At 54.4% G+C, this 19,778-nt stretch carries 19 protein-coding genes; 7 read left to right on the forward strand and 12 right to left on the reverse strand.

Annotated features, from left to right (window positions below; translation table 11 throughout):
• Positions 1-42: 42 nt before the first annotated feature.
• The 3 genes from DFR37_RS00005 to DFR37_RS00015 form a co-directional block, all read right to left on the reverse strand.
• Positions 43-915, reverse strand: a complete 873-nt coding sequence (locus DFR37_RS00005; RefSeq protein WP_113931203.1) for an ATP-binding protein — start codon at positions 913-915, stop codon at positions 43-45.
• A gap of 9 nt (positions 916-924) precedes the next feature.
• Positions 925-2,829, reverse strand: coding sequence for a hypothetical protein (locus tag DFR37_RS00010; RefSeq protein ID WP_170139791.1), 1,905 nt, complete (start codon positions 2,827-2,829; stop codon positions 925-927).
• Positions 2,830-2,902: 73 nt separating this feature from the next.
• Complete coding sequence (locus DFR37_RS00015; protein WP_147251574.1) at positions 2,903-3,439, reverse strand: hypothetical protein; 537 nt, start codon at positions 3,437-3,439, stop codon at positions 2,903-2,905.
• 607 nt (positions 3,440-4,046) lie between these two features.
• Between DFR37_RS00015 and DFR37_RS00020 the strand changes: the two genes are divergently transcribed.
• From DFR37_RS00020 to DFR37_RS00035, 4 genes are all read left to right on the forward strand, one after another.
• Complete coding sequence (locus DFR37_RS00020; RefSeq protein ID WP_113931206.1) at positions 4,047-4,808, forward strand: SDR family oxidoreductase; 762 nt, start codon at positions 4,047-4,049, stop codon at positions 4,806-4,808.
• Between the two features lie 153 nt (positions 4,809-4,961).
• Entirely contained in the window at positions 4,962-5,303 is a 342-nt protein-coding gene (locus DFR37_RS00025) for an ArsR/SmtB family transcription factor (protein ID WP_113931207.1), read from the forward strand.
• A gap of 10 nt (positions 5,304-5,313) precedes the next feature.
• Positions 5,314-5,793, forward strand: a complete 480-nt coding sequence (locus DFR37_RS00030) for an arsenate reductase ArsC (protein WP_113931208.1) — start codon at positions 5,314-5,316, stop codon at positions 5,791-5,793.
• Between the two features lie 91 nt (positions 5,794-5,884).
• Positions 5,885-7,171 (forward strand): arsenic transporter, encoded by a 1,287-nt coding sequence (locus DFR37_RS00035; protein ID WP_113931209.1) that lies wholly within the window; start codon positions 5,885-5,887, stop codon positions 7,169-7,171.
• A gap of 199 nt (positions 7,172-7,370) precedes the next feature.
• Here the strand turns inward: DFR37_RS00035 and DFR37_RS00040 are convergent, their stop codons facing one another.
• The 4 genes from DFR37_RS00040 to DFR37_RS00055 form a co-directional block, all read right to left on the reverse strand.
• Positions 7,371-8,492, reverse strand: coding sequence for an ArsO family NAD(P)H-dependent flavin-containing monooxygenase (locus DFR37_RS00040; RefSeq protein ID WP_113931210.1), 1,122 nt, complete (start codon positions 8,490-8,492; stop codon positions 7,371-7,373).
• 148 nt (positions 8,493-8,640) lie between these two features.
• Positions 8,641-9,066 (reverse strand): YeeE/YedE family protein, encoded by a 426-nt coding sequence (locus tag DFR37_RS00045; RefSeq protein ID WP_113931211.1) that lies wholly within the window; start codon positions 9,064-9,066, stop codon positions 8,641-8,643.
• Between the two features lie 11 nt (positions 9,067-9,077).
• Complete coding sequence (locus DFR37_RS00050) at positions 9,078-9,509, reverse strand: YeeE/YedE family protein (protein WP_113931212.1); 432 nt, start codon at positions 9,507-9,509, stop codon at positions 9,078-9,080.
• Between the two features lies 1 nt (position 9,510).
• On the reverse strand, positions 9,511-9,837 hold the full coding sequence (locus DFR37_RS00055) for an ArsR/SmtB family transcription factor (protein WP_113931831.1): 327 nt from the start codon (positions 9,835-9,837) through the stop codon (positions 9,511-9,513).
• Positions 9,838-9,949: 112 nt separating this feature from the next.
• On the opposite strand from DFR37_RS00055, the gene DFR37_RS00060 reads away from it, so the two are divergent.
• Positions 9,950-10,699 carry an MBL fold metallo-hydrolase gene (locus tag DFR37_RS00060; RefSeq protein ID WP_113931213.1) on the forward strand — a complete coding sequence of 250 codons (750 nt, stop codon included), beginning with the start codon at positions 9,950-9,952 and terminating at the stop codon, positions 10,697-10,699.
• A 101-nt stretch (positions 10,700-10,800) separates the two neighbouring features.
• Here the strand turns inward: DFR37_RS00060 and DFR37_RS00065 are convergent, their stop codons facing one another.
• Positions 10,801-13,365, reverse strand: a complete 2,565-nt coding sequence (locus DFR37_RS00065; RefSeq protein ID WP_113931214.1) for a cation-translocating P-type ATPase — start codon at positions 13,363-13,365, stop codon at positions 10,801-10,803.
• A gap of 288 nt (positions 13,366-13,653) precedes the next feature.
• Between DFR37_RS00065 and rssA the strand changes: the two genes are divergently transcribed.
• Positions 13,654-14,535 (forward strand): patatin-like phospholipase RssA, encoded by an 882-nt coding sequence (gene rssA / locus DFR37_RS00070; protein ID WP_242341690.1) that lies wholly within the window; start codon positions 13,654-13,656, stop codon positions 14,533-14,535.
• Between the two features lie 114 nt (positions 14,536-14,649).
• Here rssA and DFR37_RS00075 read toward each other — a convergent pair whose 3' ends face one another.
• From DFR37_RS00075 to DFR37_RS00090, 4 genes are all read right to left on the reverse strand, one after another.
• Positions 14,650-15,651 carry an FAD:protein FMN transferase gene (locus DFR37_RS00075; RefSeq protein WP_113931216.1) on the reverse strand — a complete coding sequence of 334 codons (1,002 nt, stop codon included), beginning with the start codon at positions 15,649-15,651 and terminating at the stop codon, positions 14,650-14,652.
• Positions 15,632-17,836 carry a PepSY domain-containing protein gene (locus DFR37_RS00080; RefSeq protein ID WP_113931217.1) on the reverse strand — a complete coding sequence of 735 codons (2,205 nt, stop codon included), beginning with the start codon at positions 17,834-17,836 and terminating at the stop codon, positions 15,632-15,634. Before DFR37_RS00080 ends, DFR37_RS00075 begins: the two co-directional genes overlap by 20 nt.
• A 10-nt stretch (positions 17,837-17,846) precedes the next feature.
• Entirely contained in the window at positions 17,847-18,323 is a 477-nt protein-coding gene (locus DFR37_RS00085) for a DUF2271 domain-containing protein (RefSeq protein WP_113931218.1), read from the reverse strand.
• Between the two features lie 110 nt (positions 18,324-18,433).
• Positions 18,434-18,748, reverse strand: coding sequence for a PepSY domain-containing protein (locus DFR37_RS00090; protein WP_113931832.1), 315 nt, complete (start codon positions 18,746-18,748; stop codon positions 18,434-18,436).
• 308 nt (positions 18,749-19,056) lie between these two features.
• Here DFR37_RS00090 and DFR37_RS00095 point away from each other — a divergent pair, with 308 nt between their 5' ends.
• Positions 19,057-19,746: a VIT1/CCC1 transporter family protein gene (locus DFR37_RS00095; RefSeq protein ID WP_113931219.1), complete on the forward strand. Its 690-nt coding sequence runs from the start codon at positions 19,057-19,059 to the stop codon at positions 19,744-19,746.
• The last annotated feature ends 32 nt before the right edge of the window (positions 19,747-19,778 follow it).

Here is a 19,778-nt window from a genome sequence, read left to right on the forward strand (position 1 = left end):
ATCCCTGAAAAGGATGGCATCAACTCAGTAAATTGCCCAGCGTCAACCGGCCAAGATAATTGACGCGCACCGGCCAAGATAGTTGACGCGCGACATGGTATATGAACCGAGTGCATACGAAAGCGCTTCCCATATTTCGTTTGCATAATTACTGAGACGAAATCCGGATTCATATCCTTGCGGTAAAAAGAATCGTGTATATGACCATCCTGAGCCCTCTGGGTACTCCGACCTACAGTCGTAGGAATTTAATATTTTCTGGAGATCGTCTACAGACGGGCAGCCTTCAAATAAAATCGGTTCAGCAAGAAACCGCGCTAGCAACTGATGTTGCCCTCTTGTCATCAGCCCAGTGACTCTTTGCCTAATTTCTGGTTGTGCGAAGGAAATGGTGGTCATACCAATTTTTTCCATCTGCAACGCGTTATGCACGGCTAAAAGCTGTTCAAGATCTAAGTCGTTGAGCCTATGCATTTCATCGATTATCAGCACAAAATGTGAGCCCCCTCGAGCCGCTAGCTGCACCATAATGTCCGCCTTGACATTATGAAAGAGTAAATCAGCTGCCGGCCTCTTACTTAATGCATGATTCATGCCTTCTAAAATCAGCCGAAACATATGTGCGTCTGAAGGACGTTGAGTTCGTCTAGCGGCAATTCGCAAAATATGAAACTTTGGAAATTCCGAAAATAGTAAGGCTTGAGTCTCCTCTGCACAGGTAGTTTTTCCTGTACGAGGGCTAGCATAAAGATATACTCCCGTTCTCTTCATCCAGACACGTTCACGGATGAGCGCGTACGTACGTTCCATCATCGGAGTTGGCAGTCGATAATTTTTTTCTAAAACAGGGTGAGTTTCTAGAAGAGCGGCCCGCTGCTCTGCGGTAAGTTGGCTAACTGTTTTATTATCGAGCACGGACTTCTCCTAGCGACGATTTTTCACTAATCGTAGCACCGGCGGATCTTTATCCATCAAGGACCGACGTGGTGCGACGGCAGATATAGCTGGGATATCAGAAACACGATTTGTCTGTCGAGTAGGCGTAGCTCCTATCTTCAACGGCAGATTTGCCTCTTTAGCTACCCGAGTAGCATCGGTAGCTTGCTTTCTGGGTATAGGACTTGTCGAGCGCTGCTTATTTTGTACTGACAAATGGGAAAGATAAACACGTACAGGATCGTCAAATTCGGAAATAATGAGAATGCGTTTAGAGACGAGGCTGTTTATCGCCTTACGTGTGCGCCGACTGTGTTTTGACTCCGCCCATCGTCCTTTGGCGGTCAGGAACCCTAATTCTGCACCATTTTTTAAGAATGCTTTCACCTGGCGCATGTCATCCTCATCAATTTCGACAAACATTTTTTCGCCGATTAAATTGCCAAGTTCGACTAACACAGGGCTGGTGTAATGAACCCGATCGAGCTGTATATAAGGTCTACGGCCATCTTTGATACTTCCGCGGACGGTGACTTCTTCGGTAACCGAAAACATATTCGCTCCCTGTTTACTAATTTCAGGTAGCGTACGCAGCACAAAACCCGCGTACTGATCATTCAAAAAATGCCTGATGTACTCAAGTGGCGTAAGAAAAGAAATACCTTCGCAGGGGGTCGCATTATGCTGGGCAAGATACACATCCAGCATTTGCCCGGCCTCATTGGCTCGAATTTTGTAACGTAACGCCTTGACTTCTCCGTCCGGAGCCCTACCGTTGTATGGATTCGATCCCGTCGTAGAGGGTAGTCGTTTAAAAATATCATCCGCTATACGCCGAAAAGTGCGTTCTACATTCGGGCGTCTTTCGAAGTGCCCGGGAGCCCCCCAGCTAATAACACAGCCAAGCTCCTTACGAGCACGATCATGGACAGCACTTGATAGATGGGCCAGCGCCCCATCGAACAAAAGCACGTTCCATACTGCGCCATAAGCTTCTGGGATTATGCCGCTAGGTAATCCTCCTCCAGGCGGATAGTTCAGTGGCAAGGTTAAAGCCTTGGGTTGCCATTTCTTTGTTAAGGCATCCCGAATGACTTTTAAGATATTGTCCGCAGTCACTTCACTTCGATAGACCATGTCATAAGCAAGCATAGCCGTTGAGGCCCGTTCAACGGCAGCAACCAACCATAAACGCTCTAATAGAACTTCCGTTTCCGTTCCCTCAGGGGTTTCGAAAGCAACAGTAAAGTGAGCATCTAGCTTGTATGCATCTATTTCCACCGCATCATAAGGTTCTTCAAACGTAAGGAAAGAAGCATGTCCCGTTCCGACGTTCATATGTGCTTTGGCTGCAGACCCTTCACGAGAAAAAACCGATCGAGAAAAATTATCATTAAGCACTCGGTTCATATACTTCTGGATTGTGCGCACCCCAAGGTACTGTGTTGTAAACGGCCACTCTGACTCAGATACTCCCTTCCCTTTTACGCACTGAATAAAGAGCCGATGAAGATCTTTCGCTCGAAGCTTGTTCTCTGGAATCTGCTTGTGCTTGCTATCCTGTTTGATGCATTTCACGAGCTCATCTTCTAAATCTGGAAATCGTACGAGCGTGGCACCTAATGCTCCGGCCTGCCCACCCTGCTGATGTTGACGCTTGTCTTGCACTTGCGCATGGCGCTGATAACAACTTGTCCGTATATACGGAATGAGTGCCCGAAAGCCAAAAATCCTCCCGTCAGGCGCCTCCAACAAACATTTCTTCGCCATACGCGCTAAGTTCCGTCTTGGCACTCCCGTTCTATGCACAATGTCGTCAACCCGCTCATCGGCAAAATAGAGTTGCATTGCTTCCTTGTGAGCAGCAAACTTTCGCGCTTGCTCGGGACTCAAGGCTTGACTATTGACAGTAGGCCAGAGTGCAATAGGCAATGCCGACGTGAGTGCGGACCTTCTTGTCCACATATCAATACTCCTTGACGGACCAGATCCAGCGGGTACGGTACCCGAAGCTGCCGTCAGCAAGGTCTAGCTGGATGTGCCCCTTAATGGCGAGGCGAGCTACCAACCCCAAAATTACAGCCGGCTCATGCTCACATACATTAAGATCTTTCAGAATCTGTCCAAGGTTCCCATTTTTGTATTGCTTGAAATACTCAAGCAGAATAAGGGCTTGATGTGGGTATTCATAGTTCCGCAAGGCTGCTGCAAATCCGATGGCCTTTAGCCAATGCAGGCTTGATTTTACAAAAGGCTGGAGGTCATCGTCGGTAAAAACACGATTCTCCAAGCGTGAAGCCTGATCTTTCCAAGAGCCTTTTTGCAGTGCAATTAGTTCGCCATTTTCTTCTGCACCACGCCCGACCTGATGATTTATTCGGGTGCCATTAGAAAGAATGACGTCAACGACCCAGAGGTGATCGCCATCCCAATCGCATTCGGATGTAAAGTCGAAAGTCTTAACCTCAGGATTTGTTTCTAAATAATGAATCCAATGCACCAAATGCCTGTCACTTGGTAGCACCCAATCCCGACTCGTCTTTACGCTATAGACCAAAAAAAGATTATTATTTCTACGTCCTCGTCCTCGATAGGCATCGAAAAGACGAAGGCGTTGCGCATTACGAGGCGATAGATGTTCCTTGTTCAGAAGAATCTCCCTCTTCCGAATGAGCCGGTTTAAAACTTGATGTTGCGGCTACGTTGTCTCAGGGTTTGGCAGTTGCTCATTGATATCCGTTAGGGTAAATATTATGGTCCTATTCAGTACATTAAGCTAGACGCTTTTCGGGTGCAGCCTCAAGAAGCCCAGCATAATTCTGATCCCGCATCAATGAGTCAAGTTTAGTTCCAAAATAAGATTGCTTTTTAAATAGGCGTAAAAAACCGGAACTAAATTTGAAGCGAAACTTAAGATTTAACTTTAAGATGATCCGGCAGTCCATTGCCAAAAATTGCTTTTTGCATTATGAAATGCGCCTAATTTAGTTCAGAGCGCTATTGGCTTGCCTAATGTGATGGTATCGCACGTTGACTCCGCCGGTGAAAGGCGTAGATTGCTTGAACAACTAAAATGTCCACCATTGCATGTCCATCCGGAGAATTCAATCATGACTCAACGCGTACTCGTCACCGCCGGCGCTGGCGGAATCGGCCTTGCCATTGCGAAGGCTTTTGCTGCCGACGGCGCTCGCGTGCACATCGCCGATGTCAATGCAGAGGCTGTACAGGAAATTACCAGACAATATCCCGAGATAACCGGAACCGTAGGCGACATCAGCCAAGCGGCGGATCTGGATAGACTCTTTGGTGAAATGCAAAGCCAATTGGGAGGCCTTGATGTGCTCGTCAACAATGCGGGCATCGCTGGCGCTACAAGCCCAGTGGCCGACTACCCAATCGATGTCTGGAACGCCGTTGTCGGCATCAACCTGACGGGAACGTTCATGGTCACTCAGCGTGCCATTCCTCTGCTCAAGCAATCTTCTGCCGGCTCCATCCTCGTCATGTCTTCGCTGGCGGGACGTTTCGGCTACCCGAACCGGGTCGCCTATTCCACGACTAAATGGGGACTGGTGGGTTTTACCAAGACCTTGTCGCTTGAACTTGGACCGTTTGGCATTACCGCCAATTCCATCCACCCGGGTGCTGTCGAAGGGCCACGGCTCCATTCTGTCCTTGAGGGCCGTGCCAAAATTTCGGGACGCACTGTAGAAGCGGAAACCGATGCGGCGATGGCCAACCAGGCGGTCAAGAAATTCATCGATCCGGCCGACATCGCCGCGCTGGCCATTTTCCTTGCAGGGCCCCACGCACGGACCATTTCCGGCCAAGTATTCCCGATTGATGGCGACTCAAAGTCGACTGTCTAAAAAATTGCTCTCGTGATAATCGCTTAAACACTTCTGCGCTTTTAAAACACCTCAAACTTATTCTGAAACCTGGCTGACGTCGTGGTTGTATGTCGACGGCGCACCGTATCTGGCTGGGTATCATTATTTTTACATTTCGAGTATTATTGATTAATGGAAACGAAGAATATAGTACGCGCACTGGCCGCCATCGCCCACGAGTCTCGGCTGGAAGCCTATCGCTGCCTGGTGCAAGCCGGCCCAGCGGGTTTGCCGGCAGGGCAGCTTTCAGAATTAGTTGGCATTGCGCCCTCCTCGCTGTCCTTTCATCTGAAAGAGTTGGTGAATGCGGGACTGTTGTCGTCACGCCAGGAAGGACGTTTTGTCTTTTACGCAGCCGAATACGAAACCATGAATTCGCTGCTGGCCTATCTCACCGAAAACTGTTGCGGCGGCAATCCATGTTCGCCGGTAAGTTCCCATGCCCACTCTGTGGCTCAGAAAACCCGCGCTTGACCATTTTTTTATGAACGTCCTTTTCCTATGCACGGGTAATTCGTGCCGCTCCATCCTGGCTGAAGCCACTTTCAATCACCTGGCACCTGCTGGCTGGCATGCCATGAGCGCCGGCAGCCATCCTACCGGCCATGTGCATCCTCGGTCGTTGACGCTGCTCGCGCGTGAAGGGATTGCAACCCACGGCTATTTCAGCAAGTCCTGGGATAATCTGCCGCATAACCCGGATCTGGTCGTCACAGTTTGTGCCAGCGCTGCGGGCGAAACATGCCCCGCGTACTTGGGCCGCGTCATCCGGACTCATTGGGGTGTTGAGGACCCGGCCCGAGCCATCGGCACTGGCGAACAGATCGATGCAGCGTTCAATACCGCATACCGCATTTTGCGAACCCGCATTGAAGCATTCCTGGCGCTGCCACACGCTGATTTAAAGCATGATCCGATTCGCCTGAAAACTGAACTGGATCGCATCGGCGATATTCTGCCTTGATGTGCCGTCGTCAGCGTTTGCAAATTGACACTATCAGCTCCAATGCCCTTCCCCTGGGCGCCCTTCTGTTTGCCGTAAAGAGATATCGCACGTGCTTGCCGCATTATTGATTTTCATTGTCACCATTGTCCTGGTCATTTGGCAGCCGCGCGGCTTGAATATTGGCTGGAGCGCCATGATTGGCGCAACGCTTGCATTGATTTTCGGCGTCGTCGGCTTCAGCGATATACCCGTGGTCTGGCAGATCGTCTGGAACGCGACCGCTACATTCGTGGCGATCATCATAATCAGCCTGCTACTGGATGAGGCAGGCTTTTTTGAATGGACGGCGCTGCATGTCGCCAGATGGGGCGGCGGGCATGGCCGGCGACTGTTCGTTCTTATTGTTTTGCTGGGAGCCGCGGTATCCGCATTCTTTGCCAATGACGGAGCCGCTTTGATCTTGACGCCCATCGTCATGGCCATGCTTTTGGCGTTAGGGTTCAGCCCTGCAGCCACACTGGCTTTCGTCATGGCTGCAGGCTTTATTGCCGACACGGCCAGCCTTCCGCTCATTGTATCGAACCTCGTCAATATTGTTTCCGCCGATTTCTTCGATATCAGTTTTGCGCGATATGCCGCAGTCATGGTTCCGGTCAACGTTGTTGCAGTTGCCGCCACCTTGCTGGTTCTGTTGCTGTATTTTTACCGCAGCGTTCCGGCTTGCTATGACGATAGCCAGCTCAAGGAGCCTAAAACGGCGATTCGCGACCTGGCGACCTTTCGCGCGGGATGGGTAGTACTGGGCTTGCTGTTGGTCAGCTTCTTTACCCTTGAAGCCTTCGGTGTGCCGGTCAGCGCCATTGCATCTTTCGGAGCGCTTGTGTTGCTTATTGTGGCGGGACGGGGGCACAAGATCAGCACGCGTAAAGTCGTACGCGAAGCGCCCTGGTCTATCGTGATTTTCTCTTTGGGCATGTATCTTGTTGTTTATGGGCTGCGCAATGCGGGATTGACTGAGATGATCGCTGGTCTGCTCGATTATTTTGCCGGCCACGGTCTATGGGCGACCACTCTGGGCACCGGCGTACTCACCGCCCTGCTCTCGTCCATTATGAACAACTTGCCTACCGTTCTGGTCGGGGCGCTTTCGATTGACGCCAGTCAGGCTACGGGCGTGGTGAAAGAAGCCATGATCTATGCCAACGTCGTCGGCAGCGACCTGGGCCCCAAGATTACCCCCATAGGCAGCCTCGCCACACTTCTGTGGCTGCACGTGCTGGCACGCAAAGGGATGACCATTACGTGGGGCTATTACTTCAAAGTGGGTATCGTGCTGACCTTGCCTGTATTGCTTGTTACTCTGGCGGCACTTGCCTTGCGCCTGGGCGTGTTCTAGCGGCCTCTGTTGGCTGTATGACTGGCGCAAGAGTTCTGGCAAGCGTGATGCTGGGAAAGGTCAGTAGTACAACGATCCCCATGCGCTTATTTGCCGATACCGCGGGCTCTGATGAGCCCGCGCGGACTGTCGGCTGTTACTGGTCAGATGGAAGATGCCTCCAGCGGATTAACCTGAATATTAGCCATATCGCATTTGTTTACTGTTGCGCAAGAGGCTCACCTTGCAGAGCTTGAGCCACCTCAAGCGCCGTCGCTTTGGCATAACGCATGCCTCCGATCAGGGTTGCCGAGGCAAAGCCAGTCCATTCGCCATAACCCACTAACCATAAACCGGGTACGTTGACCGATTGAGTTCCGGAAAGCGCAACCTTGCCTTCTTGCGTAACAATACCCAGTGACTCCAGATGCCGCAGTGCCGGACGAAATCCAGTGCACCAAATGACCGCATCGAATGCGGTTTCCGATCCATCTTGCCAAATCACGCCATTTTCGGCGAACTCCCGAAATGGTCGCACAGCTTTAAGCACGCCCCGTTCCCGCGCGGCTTTGACCGAGTCCACCATCACGACATCGCCTAGCCCACCGGGTGGATCCTGCAGTACCCGCCCTTCTTGCCGTGCTTTCCATTTGGCCGTGGCGCGTTCGAACAGCACCCGACCATCCACGTCATCTGGCAGGAAGATCGGTTCAGTTTGTGTGACCCACGTGCTTTTGGCCACGCCAGACACTTCTGCCAGAATCTGGGCACCCGAATTACCGCCGCCTACGACAAGTACCTCTTGGCCAGTAAATGGCGTAGCGTTGCGGTAATGTGCGGAATGCATCTGCTGCCCAACGTAAGACGAGCGATTCGGATAAACCGGTACATAGGGGTGGCTCCAGGTACCCGTTGCGCTGATAACCGCACGGGCGCGCCACACACCTTGGTCCGCATGCACGATAAAGCCGCCATCGTCGCGACAAATGTCCGTCACCAACACTGGCCTTTCTATGGAAAAATTGTAGCGCTTTTCGTATTGGGCTAAGTAGTCAACGATGTCATCGCGTGTTGGATAGCCCTCTACTGACGGCATACTCCAACCCGGCAAGGAGCTCCACTGGGCCGGAGAAAATAGGCGCAAGGAATCCCAGCCATGAACCCAGGCACCGCCCGGTGCGTGGGCACTATCCAAAAGCATGACGCTTAAGGAGGTGCGCCTTAAAAAGTATGCGACAGCCAAAGCAGACTGCCCGCCACCCACGATCACGACATCATAGGGCCGCTCTTCGGTAGTGACCAATATGTTTTCACCTTGCTGTGTGTAAATTTGTTCTTCCATGGCAGTTGTTTCTTATGATCAGGAGTTGAGGCGCGTCCTGGACGTGTTCTAAACAACTGCCGCCCGAGCGCCAATACTGCCGAAAACATCGAGGAAGCGCGCAAAGGGATTATGAACTCATCGTATGCTATTCGAAGATCAATGCAAATCAAGGTGTCTGATTTTTTATTCGTTCCAAAGCCTCGAACACCAGCATGCCGACGACCATCGAAACGAAAAATATCAGGGGCTTTATGCCCTCCTGAACGAGCGATGCCAGGGCTGGACCGGGGCAATATCCCGCCAACCCCCAGCCGACCCCGAAGGTCAAACTGCCAAGCACAAGCCGCAGGTCGACTTTTGTCGCCGTCGGCAAATGCATTGCTTCGCCCAACGTTGAATGCCGCCGCCTGCCTGCGAACGGAAAAGCGAGCGAGCCTATTGTTAAAGCGCCGGCCATCACAAACGCGAGCGAAGGGTCCCAGTTTCCAGTCAGGTCCAGAAATGCGAGTACTTTGGATGGGTCTGTCATACCGGAAACAATCAGTCCAAGGCCGAATACAAGACCGGAAATCAACGCCATAAGCAATACCATCTTGGCTCCCTTTATCCAAAAACGTGGCGCACGATGTAGACAGTCACAAATCCGGCCGACATAAATGCCAGCGTTGCCGCCAACGAACGCGGTGAGCGTCGAGACAGGCCGCACACGCCATGTCCGCTGGTGCAGCCGGATCCGTAGCGAGTGCCGATTCCAACCAATAACCCGGCCACAATGAGAGTCGGCAAATCGGCATCGATTCGGACGTCTGGAAGGGGTCGTGCAAGCGCATAGATTATGGGCGCGGCCAACATACCAGCAATGAAAGCAAGGCGCCATGCAATATTGCCGCTGGCTGGCCTGAATAGACCGCCTACAATACCGCTGATACCTGCAATTCTGCCATTGAAGAACAAAAACATTGCAGCTGCCAAACCAATCATCAGACCGCCAACAAGCGACGTCCATGGCGTGAAGTGAGTCCAGTCAATCGTCATATCATTTCTTCTCATCGTTAGGGCAGTACAACTTGTACAGTACTTCAAGCACAGCCAGCGCTTCTTGGCTAGCGATGCTGTAAAAAATCTGCTTGCCTTCACGGCGCGTATGCACTGCTTGTTCTTCACGCAATACGGCTAGTTGCTGCGAAAGCGTCGGTTGTCGAATGCCGGTAGTGCTCTCCAGCGCACTCACAGAGTGCTCACCCCGAGTCATCTGGCACAGTAGAAGGAGACGATGCGGATTGGCAAGAGCTTTCAGGAGGTCGCACGCTCTTCCGGCGGCCGCCTGAAGCTTTAAAAAGTCAATTTGCTCTGAGGTAGTCATAAGGAACCGGGCGAAAATGTACTTTACATATACATTATACATTATTAATATATATAAAAAGGTATAATGTTTGGTATATATAGATTTTTTAATAACCTGATGCGGAGCCGCCATGATCTTTCGACAACTATACGAGCCTCTGTCCAGCACCTATACCTACTTGTTGGGTGACGAGCAAAGTGGTCAGGCCATTCTCATTGATCCAGTCATCTCAGCAATGCACCGCGATTTGGCCGAAGTTCAAGGCCTTGGTCTGAGGCTCGCCTACACTGTCGAAACCCATATACATGCTGATCACATTACCGCCGCGCTAGAGTTCAAGCGGATGATGGGAAGCAAGATTGCCGCGCCGGCGTATGATTGCTTGCCATGCGCTGACGTCGGTGTCGAGGAAGGCAAGCCGTTTGGAGTTGGCGGCATCATGCTGCATCCTCTCCATACGCCGGGTCATACAGATGGACATTTCGCATACATCTTCAATGACCGCGTTTTTACTGGCGATGCGTTGATGATTGATGGTTGTGGCCGTACCGATTTTCAGAACGGCGACGCCGCTACGTTGTACAGAAGCGTCCGAGAAAAGCTGTTTGTACTACCGGATGAGACGCTCGTATATCCGGCCCATGACTACGTTGGGCGCCATGTGTCCTCTATTGCACAGGAAAAGGCTCGCAACCCGCGATTGGGCGGTGACAAAACGCTCGATGAGTTCACGTACATAATGGCCAGCCTGAACTTGCCTTATCCGAAGTTTATCGACTATGCCGTGCCGGGCAATCGGCAGTGTGGTGTTTGTCCGACAGATCTACCGGAGAATCTCGAAAATTATTGCCGTCAGATCACTCATAGTACACAAGGATGAAGATGAGTTCCGAAAGGTAATTTTCATAATGAAACAACTGCTCTCACCCGAGCGCTTACCTCCCCTGCTGGCACCACCGATACGATGCATATACGACATGATTAGTTGGCGTAGCGCTGCATGGCTCTTTTGAAGGTCTCAAGCCAGATAGCCATAATCGCGACCATGATCGCGGCAAATCCCCAATCGAAAAATTCCGGTCGACGGAACTGGAAAATTTCATTGGCCATTGGAACTGTGGTTATGGCGATCAACAGTCCTGTAATCAAGACGATGAACCCAATCAAAAGATTACTGCTTTTACTTGCACCTGCAGACAAGGAGACGGAAAACTCGCCATTTTTTACGACCAACAAGAGAACTCCGGCAACAAGCGATATATAGACGATGACCCGCTCCTGGGTTTCACTTAATGCAGGCATGCTGCCCAGCATCCAATACCCCAACAGCAGAATGAAGCTGATGCCGACCCCTTGGACGATGGCGTAACCTAGGTTGGAAAGCGAAAATGGCGTGTGAGTTAGCTCGCGCGGAGGACGTTTCATGATATCGGACTTTTCAGGCTGCGCCTCAAACACGATAGAACACGAGGGATCGATAATGAGCTCCAGGAGCACGATGTGAAGTGGAAACAAGACGATCGGCCAATGAAACAAGGTTGGAAAAAGCGCCAAGGCCACCACAGGAACGTGCACAGCGAAAATGAATCGTATCGCGCAGGTAATATTGTCGTAGATGCGGCGCCCCTGCCTTACCGATAGCACAATGCTGGCAAAGCTGTCATCCATTAAAATCAGGTCAGCGGCTTCGCGTGCAACGTCCGTGCCGCGCTCGCCCATGGCAATACCGATATTCGCTGCCTGAAGGGCCGGCGCATCGTTCACGCCGTCTCCCGTCATCGCGACCACCTCGCCATTTCTTTGCAGTAGCTGTACAAGCCGCAATTTCTGCTCAGGCTTCAATCGAGCGCACAAATCGATATAGCCCAATTTTTTCGCTAGCTCTATGTCGTTCATCTCTGCGACTTCGGCTCCTGTAATGAGGTCCAATCGTTCGCTCAGACCGACCTGCTGCCCAATTGCTCTCGCCGTGGCCGGATGGTCGCCAGTCATCATGATGACCCGAATGCCTGCCGAGCGGCACTCTGAAATAGCTTGCTTCACGTCGGGCCGCGGGGGATCGACAAATCCGACGAACCCCAGGAAAATGAAATTAAAATCCCGCTGGTCCGGCGGAAGGTTCTCGGCGTGCCACGACCCTTTGGCCACGCCAAGTACCCTGAGGCCCGATTCAGCCATCGCGGCGGCGCGAAGCTGCATCGCTTCGTGGGTTCTTTCGGGAAGACGGCATAGGTCGAGGATCGTCTCAGGCGCGCCCTTGGTGGCTATCAGGTACTCTGAAGATTCTTCAGCGCTATACACATTGGTCATAGCCAGAACGCTGGAAGACAAGTCATACTTTGCCGCCTGGCGCAGCCCTTCTCCCGGTCGCCTGGATTCCTTCAAGCTGCGCTGCTCGAATTGTTGAATGGCTTTCTCCATGGGATCGAACGGATCGGCAGGACTAGCCAGCATGGCAATTCGGCAAAGTTCGTGAAACTCATTGGGCAAGGGCGTCGAATTGTCATCATGAAACTGCGCGGTTTCAGTGGATAATTGCGCAACCTTCATGCGGTTTTGCGTGATCGTGCCTGTTTTGTCGACAGCTAGAATAGTGATGGCCCCCAACGCTTCCAGTCCGGACATCTGTCGGGTAAGGACTTTCTTCTTTGCCATTCGCCATGCGCCAAGAGCCAAGAACACGGTAAGCACTAACGGTATCTCTTCTGGAAGGACCGCCATGATCAATGCGATCGCGGCTAATAAGCTATCAAGCAATGGCCTGCCGTCCCAGGACCAGGAAACCACAAAGACCAGGGCCGCAATCAGCAAGCCAAGCGTCGTCATCTGCCAAACGATCCTGCGAGATGCAAGCGTCAGCCCGGATGGCAGGGATTCCACTCTGCTCAAGGACTCCCCTATTCTGCCGACTGCCGTTTCGGTTCCGATAGCGGTTATCTGCACTACTCCTTCGCCTTTTGTGACCACAGTGCTTGCAAACAGCAACGGTAGCCCTGCATTGCTTGCGTCTGCCACTGGCGCTGCTCCGACCGTACTCTCCGAAACGGGCGGTGCGACTTTCTCGATGGCTATCGCTTCGCCCGAGAGCAAAGACTCATCAACCGAGATGCTGCCGCGCAGAAGAACCCCATCGGCAGCGATACGGTCTCCTTCATGCAGCACCAGAAGGTCTCCGCGAACCACGTGCGGGCCCGGGATGCGTGTTGGTTGTCCGTCCCTGATTACGAGGGCTAGCGGCGCGGACAGATCGCGCAATGCCTCCAGCGCCCGCCGGGCCCTTCGTTGCTGAAGTAGCGTTATGGAAATGACGATAAACACCGAGGCCATTAAGAATGCGGCCTCGGTTTTATCGCCCAACAATAGGTATATCCCGCTAGCGGACAAGAGCATGATAAACATGGGTTCGGCCGCGACGCTGCCCAGCATCGTCCACACTGACTTGCGGGCGTTGTCAGGTAAACGATTGGGGCCTTCCGTAAGAAGGCGGCAGGCAGCTTCCGTAGAGCTTAGCCCCGGGGGCAGTTGCGCGCCAGACCCGACATTCATACATATTTCCTCTCGACACCTCGCGTCTTGCAATTATGCGCCAGAAAATGGCCAATACCTTGACGACAATCAATATCCATCCATCATCGGCATTGGTACATGTCCTTAAGAACATGCGGACAGCGCAGATCCAAGACAGCGCAGCAGCAAAAGAACAACGGTGTCTCGCTGCCTGCGTTGGCCGGATTACAATAACCCGAGTTATCGCACTTCGTTCACACATCACTGTGCCGCAAGGCCAAGGAGACGATCATATCCCCGAAGCCCAGTTCCGGTCCTTTAGTCGCGTTGGCCCTAGGTGGTGGAGCAGCGCGAGGCTGGGCTCACATCGGCGTCATTCTGGCTCTGGAAGAGCATGGGATAAGGCCCGACATTGTGTGCGGGACGTCCATCGGTGCCTTGGTCGGCGCCGCCTATTCAGTCGGAGAAATAGAGCGCTTTAAAGACTGGGCGGTCGGACTTACAATCAAGAACGTAGTCGGCTTCATGGACATCGCGCTCAACGGCGGCGTGTTGAAGGGCGAGCGTCTGATGGCATTTTTTCGCCAGAACTTCATCGACTGTTCCATAGAAGACATGGAACTTCCTTTTGGAGCGGTCGCGACGGCCCTGCACACAGGCGCAGAGGTATGGTTGCGCAGCGGATCGGCGCTAGACGCCATACGCGCCTCCATTGCCCTGCCGGGCCTATTTGCCCCTGTCTGGCATTCAGGAAGGCTGCTGGTCGATGGTGGCTTGGTGAATCCTGTTCCTGTGTCGCTTGCCCATGCAATGGGCGCGGATATTGTGATAGCTGTCGACTTGAGCTCCGACACACTAGGCAGGCACCTCATTCAACCGCCTGTCAAGACCAGTAAGTCGGGCTCTCCCGCTTCTGAATGGGTACGTAAGATCAAGTCCGAGGTCGGGGCCACGCTATTTTCCGATGCGAGCGACGAGCACAGGCTACCATCGGTGCTAGACGTCGTAGCATCGAGCTTGAATATTATGCAAGTACGCATCACCCGTAGCCGGATGGCGGGTGAACCGCCGGACATCATCATCACGCCTAAGCTTGCTCACTTGGGGCTACTGGACTTTCATCGGGCACAGCAAGCCATCGAAGCGGGCCGTGAATCGGTAGAATTGTGTCTGCCTGCTATAAAGGGACTGAGACTAAGAGGTTCGTAGCCTTGCTGCTCCTGGTACTACTTATTCGTTTCATGGTTATTAATCACTGGTTTTAGCCTGACGGGACTACCTATGGCCGGGTCGAGCGCCAGGCGCAACTCTAACCTGCTGGTCTCAACTCGGGTGGCATGCAAGGCTTGATCGGTCAGGAGGCGTGCCAAAACGACCCAACCCTACCTCCGTTAACTCTTCAGCGCGACGCAAGAGGAACATCACGTCCATTGTCATGCGCTGTGCCATGCTCAGACCTTCGTCTGGCCCCGCCACCAATAAGGCCGTGGCCCAAGCATCTGCAAGCATGCAGGTGCGCGCAAGGACCGTGACCGAGGCTACGGCGTTGTTCACGGGAGCGCAGCGGCGTGGGTCCATTGTGTGCGCGATACGTATATCGCCTATTTCAAGATAGCGTCGGTAGTCCCCCGATGTAGCCACGGCAAGTTCCTCCAGCTCGATGACCCCGTGCACCGCCCGGCACCCCACATCGGGACGTTCAAGCGCCACAGCCCAGGGCACGCCGCCGGCTTGGCCTCCTACAGCACGCAGCTCACCGTCGAGCGCTACGAGCGCATGTCGTACGCCATGCTGCTGCAGCATGTGCACCATGCGGTCTACCGCGTATCCTTTCGCAATGCCACACAAATCGAGCCCCAAAGGTGCATGCTTGCGAGCACGGCCGCCGGGAATGTCGAGCTCAAGCTTTGCGTTCGCCGTGAGAGCGGCACACTGGCGTGCGGCGCGTATCGCTTGTGCGTCGGGTGCATCGCGCACCGCGCCAAATCCCCAGGCATCTACAAGCATCCCCATGCATGGATTGAATGCGCCGGCACTCAAGCGGTGAATATCGAGCGCACAGTCCAGTACTTGCAGTATTTCGGCGGAAAGGTTTACCCACTGCCTTACGGGCGCGCGATTGAATCGCGTAAGGTCGCTGCCTGGCTTCCATGGGGACATCTGCGCGTCCACCTGTTCCACCGCAGTGGCAAGGGCCTGGCGTAAGGCCGCAAGATTCTCGGTGTTGTCCACATCCATGCTGACTGACCAACGTGTGCCCATGGTCGCACCGTGCAGTGTGGTCCGTTTACAAGACGCAGCAGCCTCAGAAAACATCTTCGGCATAACGCTCCTTTGCTCTTAGCGCCGATACGCTCAACCGCAGCGGTGCCAGTACCACGTCCAGAGTCTCGGCTACACCCTGCGCCATGGCTCGGCTGCCGCAAACACGCACGATCGCGCCTTGCGCTATCAGGTCGCGCACGCGCTCGGCCTCCCGCCGCAGGGCATCCTGCACGTAGCCGCCGCCTGGTACGCGCGAGAAAGCCGTCTGCAAAGTCGTCAAGCGCCCGTCGGCCAGCCAGCCTTGGATTTCTGGCCCAAAGTAGAAGTCCCGCGTTGGATCACGCCCTCCGAAGTACAGGTGCATCGGCCTTCGCCTGTCGTTGCGGCGGATGAAGCCGGCCAGTGGTGCCACGCCTGTTCCCGCCCCGATCAGGAGCACAGGCTGTCGTGATCGCGGCAGCGCAAAGCCGGAGTTGGACCGGATAAAGGCAGCGATGCAATCCCCTGCCTGGAGGCCCAGCAAATGGGTAGAACAGAGGCCCCCGGACATATGGCGCACGCAAATTTCCAGAAACCCGTCCTCCCAGCCTGACGCCAAGGAGTAGTACCGCGGCACGGATGAACCCGGCGGCAAGATGCCCACGAGATCACCCGCGGCAAATCGCGCCAGGCCGCGCCCGCGCAGACGCGCGCCCAGGTCTTGTATAGGCCACGAAAAGCGCAATATCGCCGCGGCCTGCCCGAAAGCATCGGGATAGTCTTGCCGCGCAACAAGAGTAAGAGCAACGGTGGCAGGCACGCGCGGCACATGTTCCAGCACTAGCGGTTCGCCGAGAGCCTGTGCCAGGGCAACGCCCCAGCGCGCAAACTGCTGACCCGATTGCTGATGGATGCGCTCGAGCGGTAGCAGCGAAGACCAGCCCCGAGCACGCAATGTCTGGTCTAGTGCCTCGGCATACGCGCAGAAGGAAGGGAACAGCCGGTCGCCAAAGCCCAACACCGTCACCGGCACGGCGCCGGCGTTGAGCATGGCAATGTGCTTGAGTGCGTGGCTGGCGTGGGCCGGAGCTTGACCTTCACCGTAAGTTGCCGCAAGTACAAATACCTGTCGTGCCGAGGCCGTGGTTCGGAAGTCTTCCAAAGGGCTGGTGTACACGCGGTGGCCGCTTTTCCTCAATGCATCGTGCAACGTCTGTGCAAAGCCCCAGGTACTGCCGCCTTCGCTGGCAACGAAGATCAGCACGTCCGCCTGTGTCGGCGGGCTGTTGCCCGTAATATGCGGAGCCTGGCTACGTACTTGCCACCAAATGACAACGCCCGATAGCCAGAACAGGAGCACGCTAGCCCCCGTGAGCCCTAATATTACGGCCCAAGGCCAAGCCGCTTCCCCTGTATGCAGCACCAAAGCCCAGTCGTAAACACGTTGCGCAACGGTTGCGTCCTGCCATGCCAGCAACTGGCCCGAGTACCGATCAATCCAGCCTCGGCCTTGCGTGGTGACGACCTTCCAGGTGTCCTGTGGGTCGGTCGCGCCAGGAATGTTCAGTTGGCGCAAATCCTTGACCATGAGGCTTTGCAGTGTTGCAAGCTGTGCTCCGGGCAAGTCAGGCCTGCCGGTGACTAGTGAGGCGACTTCAGGTTCGATCCTCGTGTCCAGCGCCACCAGATCCAAGGTAGAGGCGCTCATGGTCAGCGCTGTGATCGCAGTCAAGCAAAGCACTGCTAGTACTACCCGGCCAGCGACCACGTGGATGCGTTGCGCCAGCGAACCACGTACCCGCGCAGTCAGCCGCCTCCAGCCACCCACGCGTCGCAGCAAAAGCATGAGGGCTGAGATGCACAATAAGCCCATCGCCAGAGCGACGCCGGCTGCGGCCCAGCGCCCAGGGTCGCCCAACAATAGCGAGCGGTGCAAATTTTTGACCCAGCGAGGCACCGCCGAGGCGTGCCAAGCTCCCAACACTGTGCCATCGGCGGGATTTACGTAAGACGCTTCCGGCTGGTCGCCAGCGAAGCTAAACACAGCGATGGCACCTGAGGGCAAGCGGCGAATCTCTTCAGCAGCCGGGATGGTGTGGATTACGCGCTGCACCAGCGTGCTGACGGGCAAAGCTCCCGGAGCGCTGGGCGCCTCCCACGCCTGCTGCACCGGGTCCATCGCCAAGAAGGCCCCGGTGAGACCCAGTAGCACGGCCAAGACGCCAACAGTCAGACCCAGCCAACGGTGGATCGCTTTCCAGCTCATGCGAGTTCCTTTACTGCAATTGGAATGTCACCGACTGGATGTACTGTTTGCCGGCTTGCGGCTTGCCAGCATTGGCTCTGGTCAGAGGGATACGGACCTCTGCTGGGCTGTCTCGCATGTCTTCAACAGCGGCATCAAGGCGGATCTCATAGCCTGCGTCAATCAGTGCATCCGCTAGATCGGCTGTGACCTTCAGAGAGCGCCCTGATCCCACGCTAGCGCCGGTTACACCATCAAGCCGTTTGGCGTCACCGGCCGAAAGGCGACTCCAGTCGGACAAGTGCTTGTGGTACTTCGCCTTGCCTCCAGCCACCCAAAGCGTACGCACATAGGCGCCTTTGGCATCGGTCAGATACGCCGCCAAGTAAGCGCCATTGCCGCCGTAGTTCTTAAGTTGAGCGGTCAACGTGATTGGGCTGCTGTGTGCCAGAGCTGGAAGAGCCAGCATGCAGGCGGTGGCTAATATGTTCGAAAGTGGTTTGGACATAGTGATGCTCCTATAGCTGCGGTAGTTATTAAGTCTGGCCGCGAAGCATGCGGCCAGTGTCCGTTCAAGCCGATGCTATGGCAGGGTGACGGGATGCGCCACACAGTGCCCTAGTCATCGTGATCTCGCTTTTGAGCACCGTGGTGATTGTCTTGCTTTATCTTCAACACCTTGAGTGTTTCCGGATCAATCTTGGCTTTAAAGCTATGTCCTTGAGTATCCGTACCTCGAATGTTATAGCAGCCGTCGTCGATCTTGAGCCGCTGAATATGCCAGCCCTGTGCTGCCGCCCACTGTCGCACAGCCTCGCGCGTCTGCCAGCGATTCACCGGTGCATCGCAATCGTCGCTGGCCCATGTGGGCAGGACGACCAGGCATAACCAGATAGCCAGCATGCCCTGGCGCAATGATGAGTGGTATTTCATGGAAGGCCCCGATAAAGAAAGCAGCCACATAACCAACGGGTGGCTGCGCCTGCTTTGCGTTGTGGTAGTAGTGCCCGAGTCAACGCGTCAGGGATAGCAGTGCGTGAAAATGTCTGAGATCGAGTAACGCAACGGTTGCTCGCCCCTAGGCTGGAGCCTGTCGCCGTAATTTCAGTAACAACATCAATAAGCATGAAGCTTCTGCACTTTTGCTATATAGAACGGTTATATTACCATCCGGAAGGTAAGCCGAACGGCCCCTTCGGTACTATTTAACTGCTCCACCACTCTACTGGCCTGCGATCCTGATGAGACACAGCGAGAAACATAAGAGCCACCGTACAGGCTGGTTGCGAGCCGCTGTGCTAGGCGCCAATGACGGAATTGTTTCCACAGCGAGCCTTGTCCTGGGCGTAGCTGCCACAGGGTCTGGCACCAAGGCCATTCTTATTGCGGGCGTCGCGAGCCTCGTTGCTGGAGCCATGTCTATGGCGGCGGGCGAGTACGTCTCGGTCAGTACGCAGGCCGATACCGAAAAGGCAGATCTCGCCCGCGAGAAGACAGAGCTGGCAGATGACCCCGTGCAGGAGCACGCAGAGCTTACGGCCCTCTACGTCAAGCGTGGTCTTGACGAAAACTTGGCTTTGGATGTCGCGAGCCAGCTCATGGCGCACGACGCACTGGCAGCGCATGGGCGAGATGAACTTGGAATATCGGACACGTTGGCTGCCAAACCAGTGCAAGCCGCATTTGCCTCTGCTGCCACTTTTGCCGCTGGCGCATTCTTGCCTTTGTTAGTGGTTTTCTTGCTTCCAGCTTCTGCTCTCATGTGGTATGTCGCGGGTAGCTCGCTCTTCTTTCTCGCACTCTTGGGTTTGGTCGCCGCACGGGCAGGAGGCTCGTCATTGTTGGCATCGGCCATGCGCGTGACATTCTGGGGGGCATTGGCAATGGCGCTGACTGCAGGCGTCGGTGCTCTTTTTGGAGTTGCAGCTTGAGCTTTTTCGGCGACTGGATGCCGAGCCGCGTT

The sequence above is a fragment of the Eoetvoesiella caeni genome, assembly GCF_003315175.1.
Taxonomy (GTDB): Bacteria; Pseudomonadota; Gammaproteobacteria; order Burkholderiales; family Burkholderiaceae_B; genus Eoetvoesia; species Eoetvoesia caeni.

What these genes read in the sequence shown, in the direction of transcription:
- DFR37_RS00020 (WP_113931206.1), top strand. Translation starts at nt 4,047, where the DNA reads ATGACTCAACGCGTACTCGTCACCGCCGGCGCTGGCGGAATCGGCCTT.
- DFR37_RS00025 (WP_113931207.1), top strand. Translation starts at nt 4,962, where the DNA reads ATGGAAACGAAGAATATAGTACGCGCACTGGCCGCCATCGCCCACGAG.
- DFR37_RS00030 (WP_113931208.1), top strand. Translation starts at nt 5,314, where the DNA reads ATGAACGTCCTTTTCCTATGCACGGGTAATTCGTGCCGCTCCATCCTG.
- DFR37_RS00040 (WP_113931210.1), bottom strand. Translation starts at nt 8,492, where the DNA reads ATGGAAGAACAAATTTACACACAGCAAGGTGAAAACATATTGGTCACT.
- DFR37_RS00045 (WP_113931211.1), bottom strand. Translation starts at nt 9,066, where the DNA reads ATGGTATTGCTTATGGCGTTGATTTCCGGTCTTGTATTCGGCCTTGGA.
- DFR37_RS00050 (WP_113931212.1), bottom strand. Translation starts at nt 9,509, where the DNA reads ATGACGATTGACTGGACTCACTTCACGCCATGGACGTCGCTTGTTGGC.
- DFR37_RS00055 (WP_113931831.1), bottom strand. Translation starts at nt 9,837, where the DNA reads ATGACTACCTCAGAGCAAATTGACTTTTTAAAGCTTCAGGCGGCCGCC.
- DFR37_RS00060 (WP_113931213.1), top strand. Translation starts at nt 9,950, where the DNA reads ATGATCTTTCGACAACTATACGAGCCTCTGTCCAGCACCTATACCTAC.
- DFR37_RS00065 (WP_113931214.1), bottom strand. Translation starts at nt 13,365, where the DNA reads ATGAATGTCGGGTCTGGCGCGCAACTGCCCCCGGGGCTAAGCTCTACG.
- DFR37_RS00075 (WP_113931216.1), bottom strand. Translation starts at nt 15,651, where the DNA reads ATGCCGAAGATGTTTTCTGAGGCTGCTGCGTCTTGTAAACGGACCACA.
- DFR37_RS00080 (WP_113931217.1), bottom strand. Translation starts at nt 17,836, where the DNA reads ATGAGCTGGAAAGCGATCCACCGTTGGCTGGGTCTGACTGTTGGCGTC.
- DFR37_RS00085 (WP_113931218.1), bottom strand. Translation starts at nt 18,323, where the DNA reads ATGTCCAAACCACTTTCGAACATATTAGCCACCGCCTGCATGCTGGCT.
- DFR37_RS00090 (WP_113931832.1), bottom strand. Translation starts at nt 18,748, where the DNA reads ATGAAATACCACTCATCATTGCGCCAGGGCATGCTGGCTATCTGGTTA.
- DFR37_RS00095 (WP_113931219.1), top strand. Translation starts at nt 19,057, where the DNA reads ATGAGACACAGCGAGAAACATAAGAGCCACCGTACAGGCTGGTTGCGA.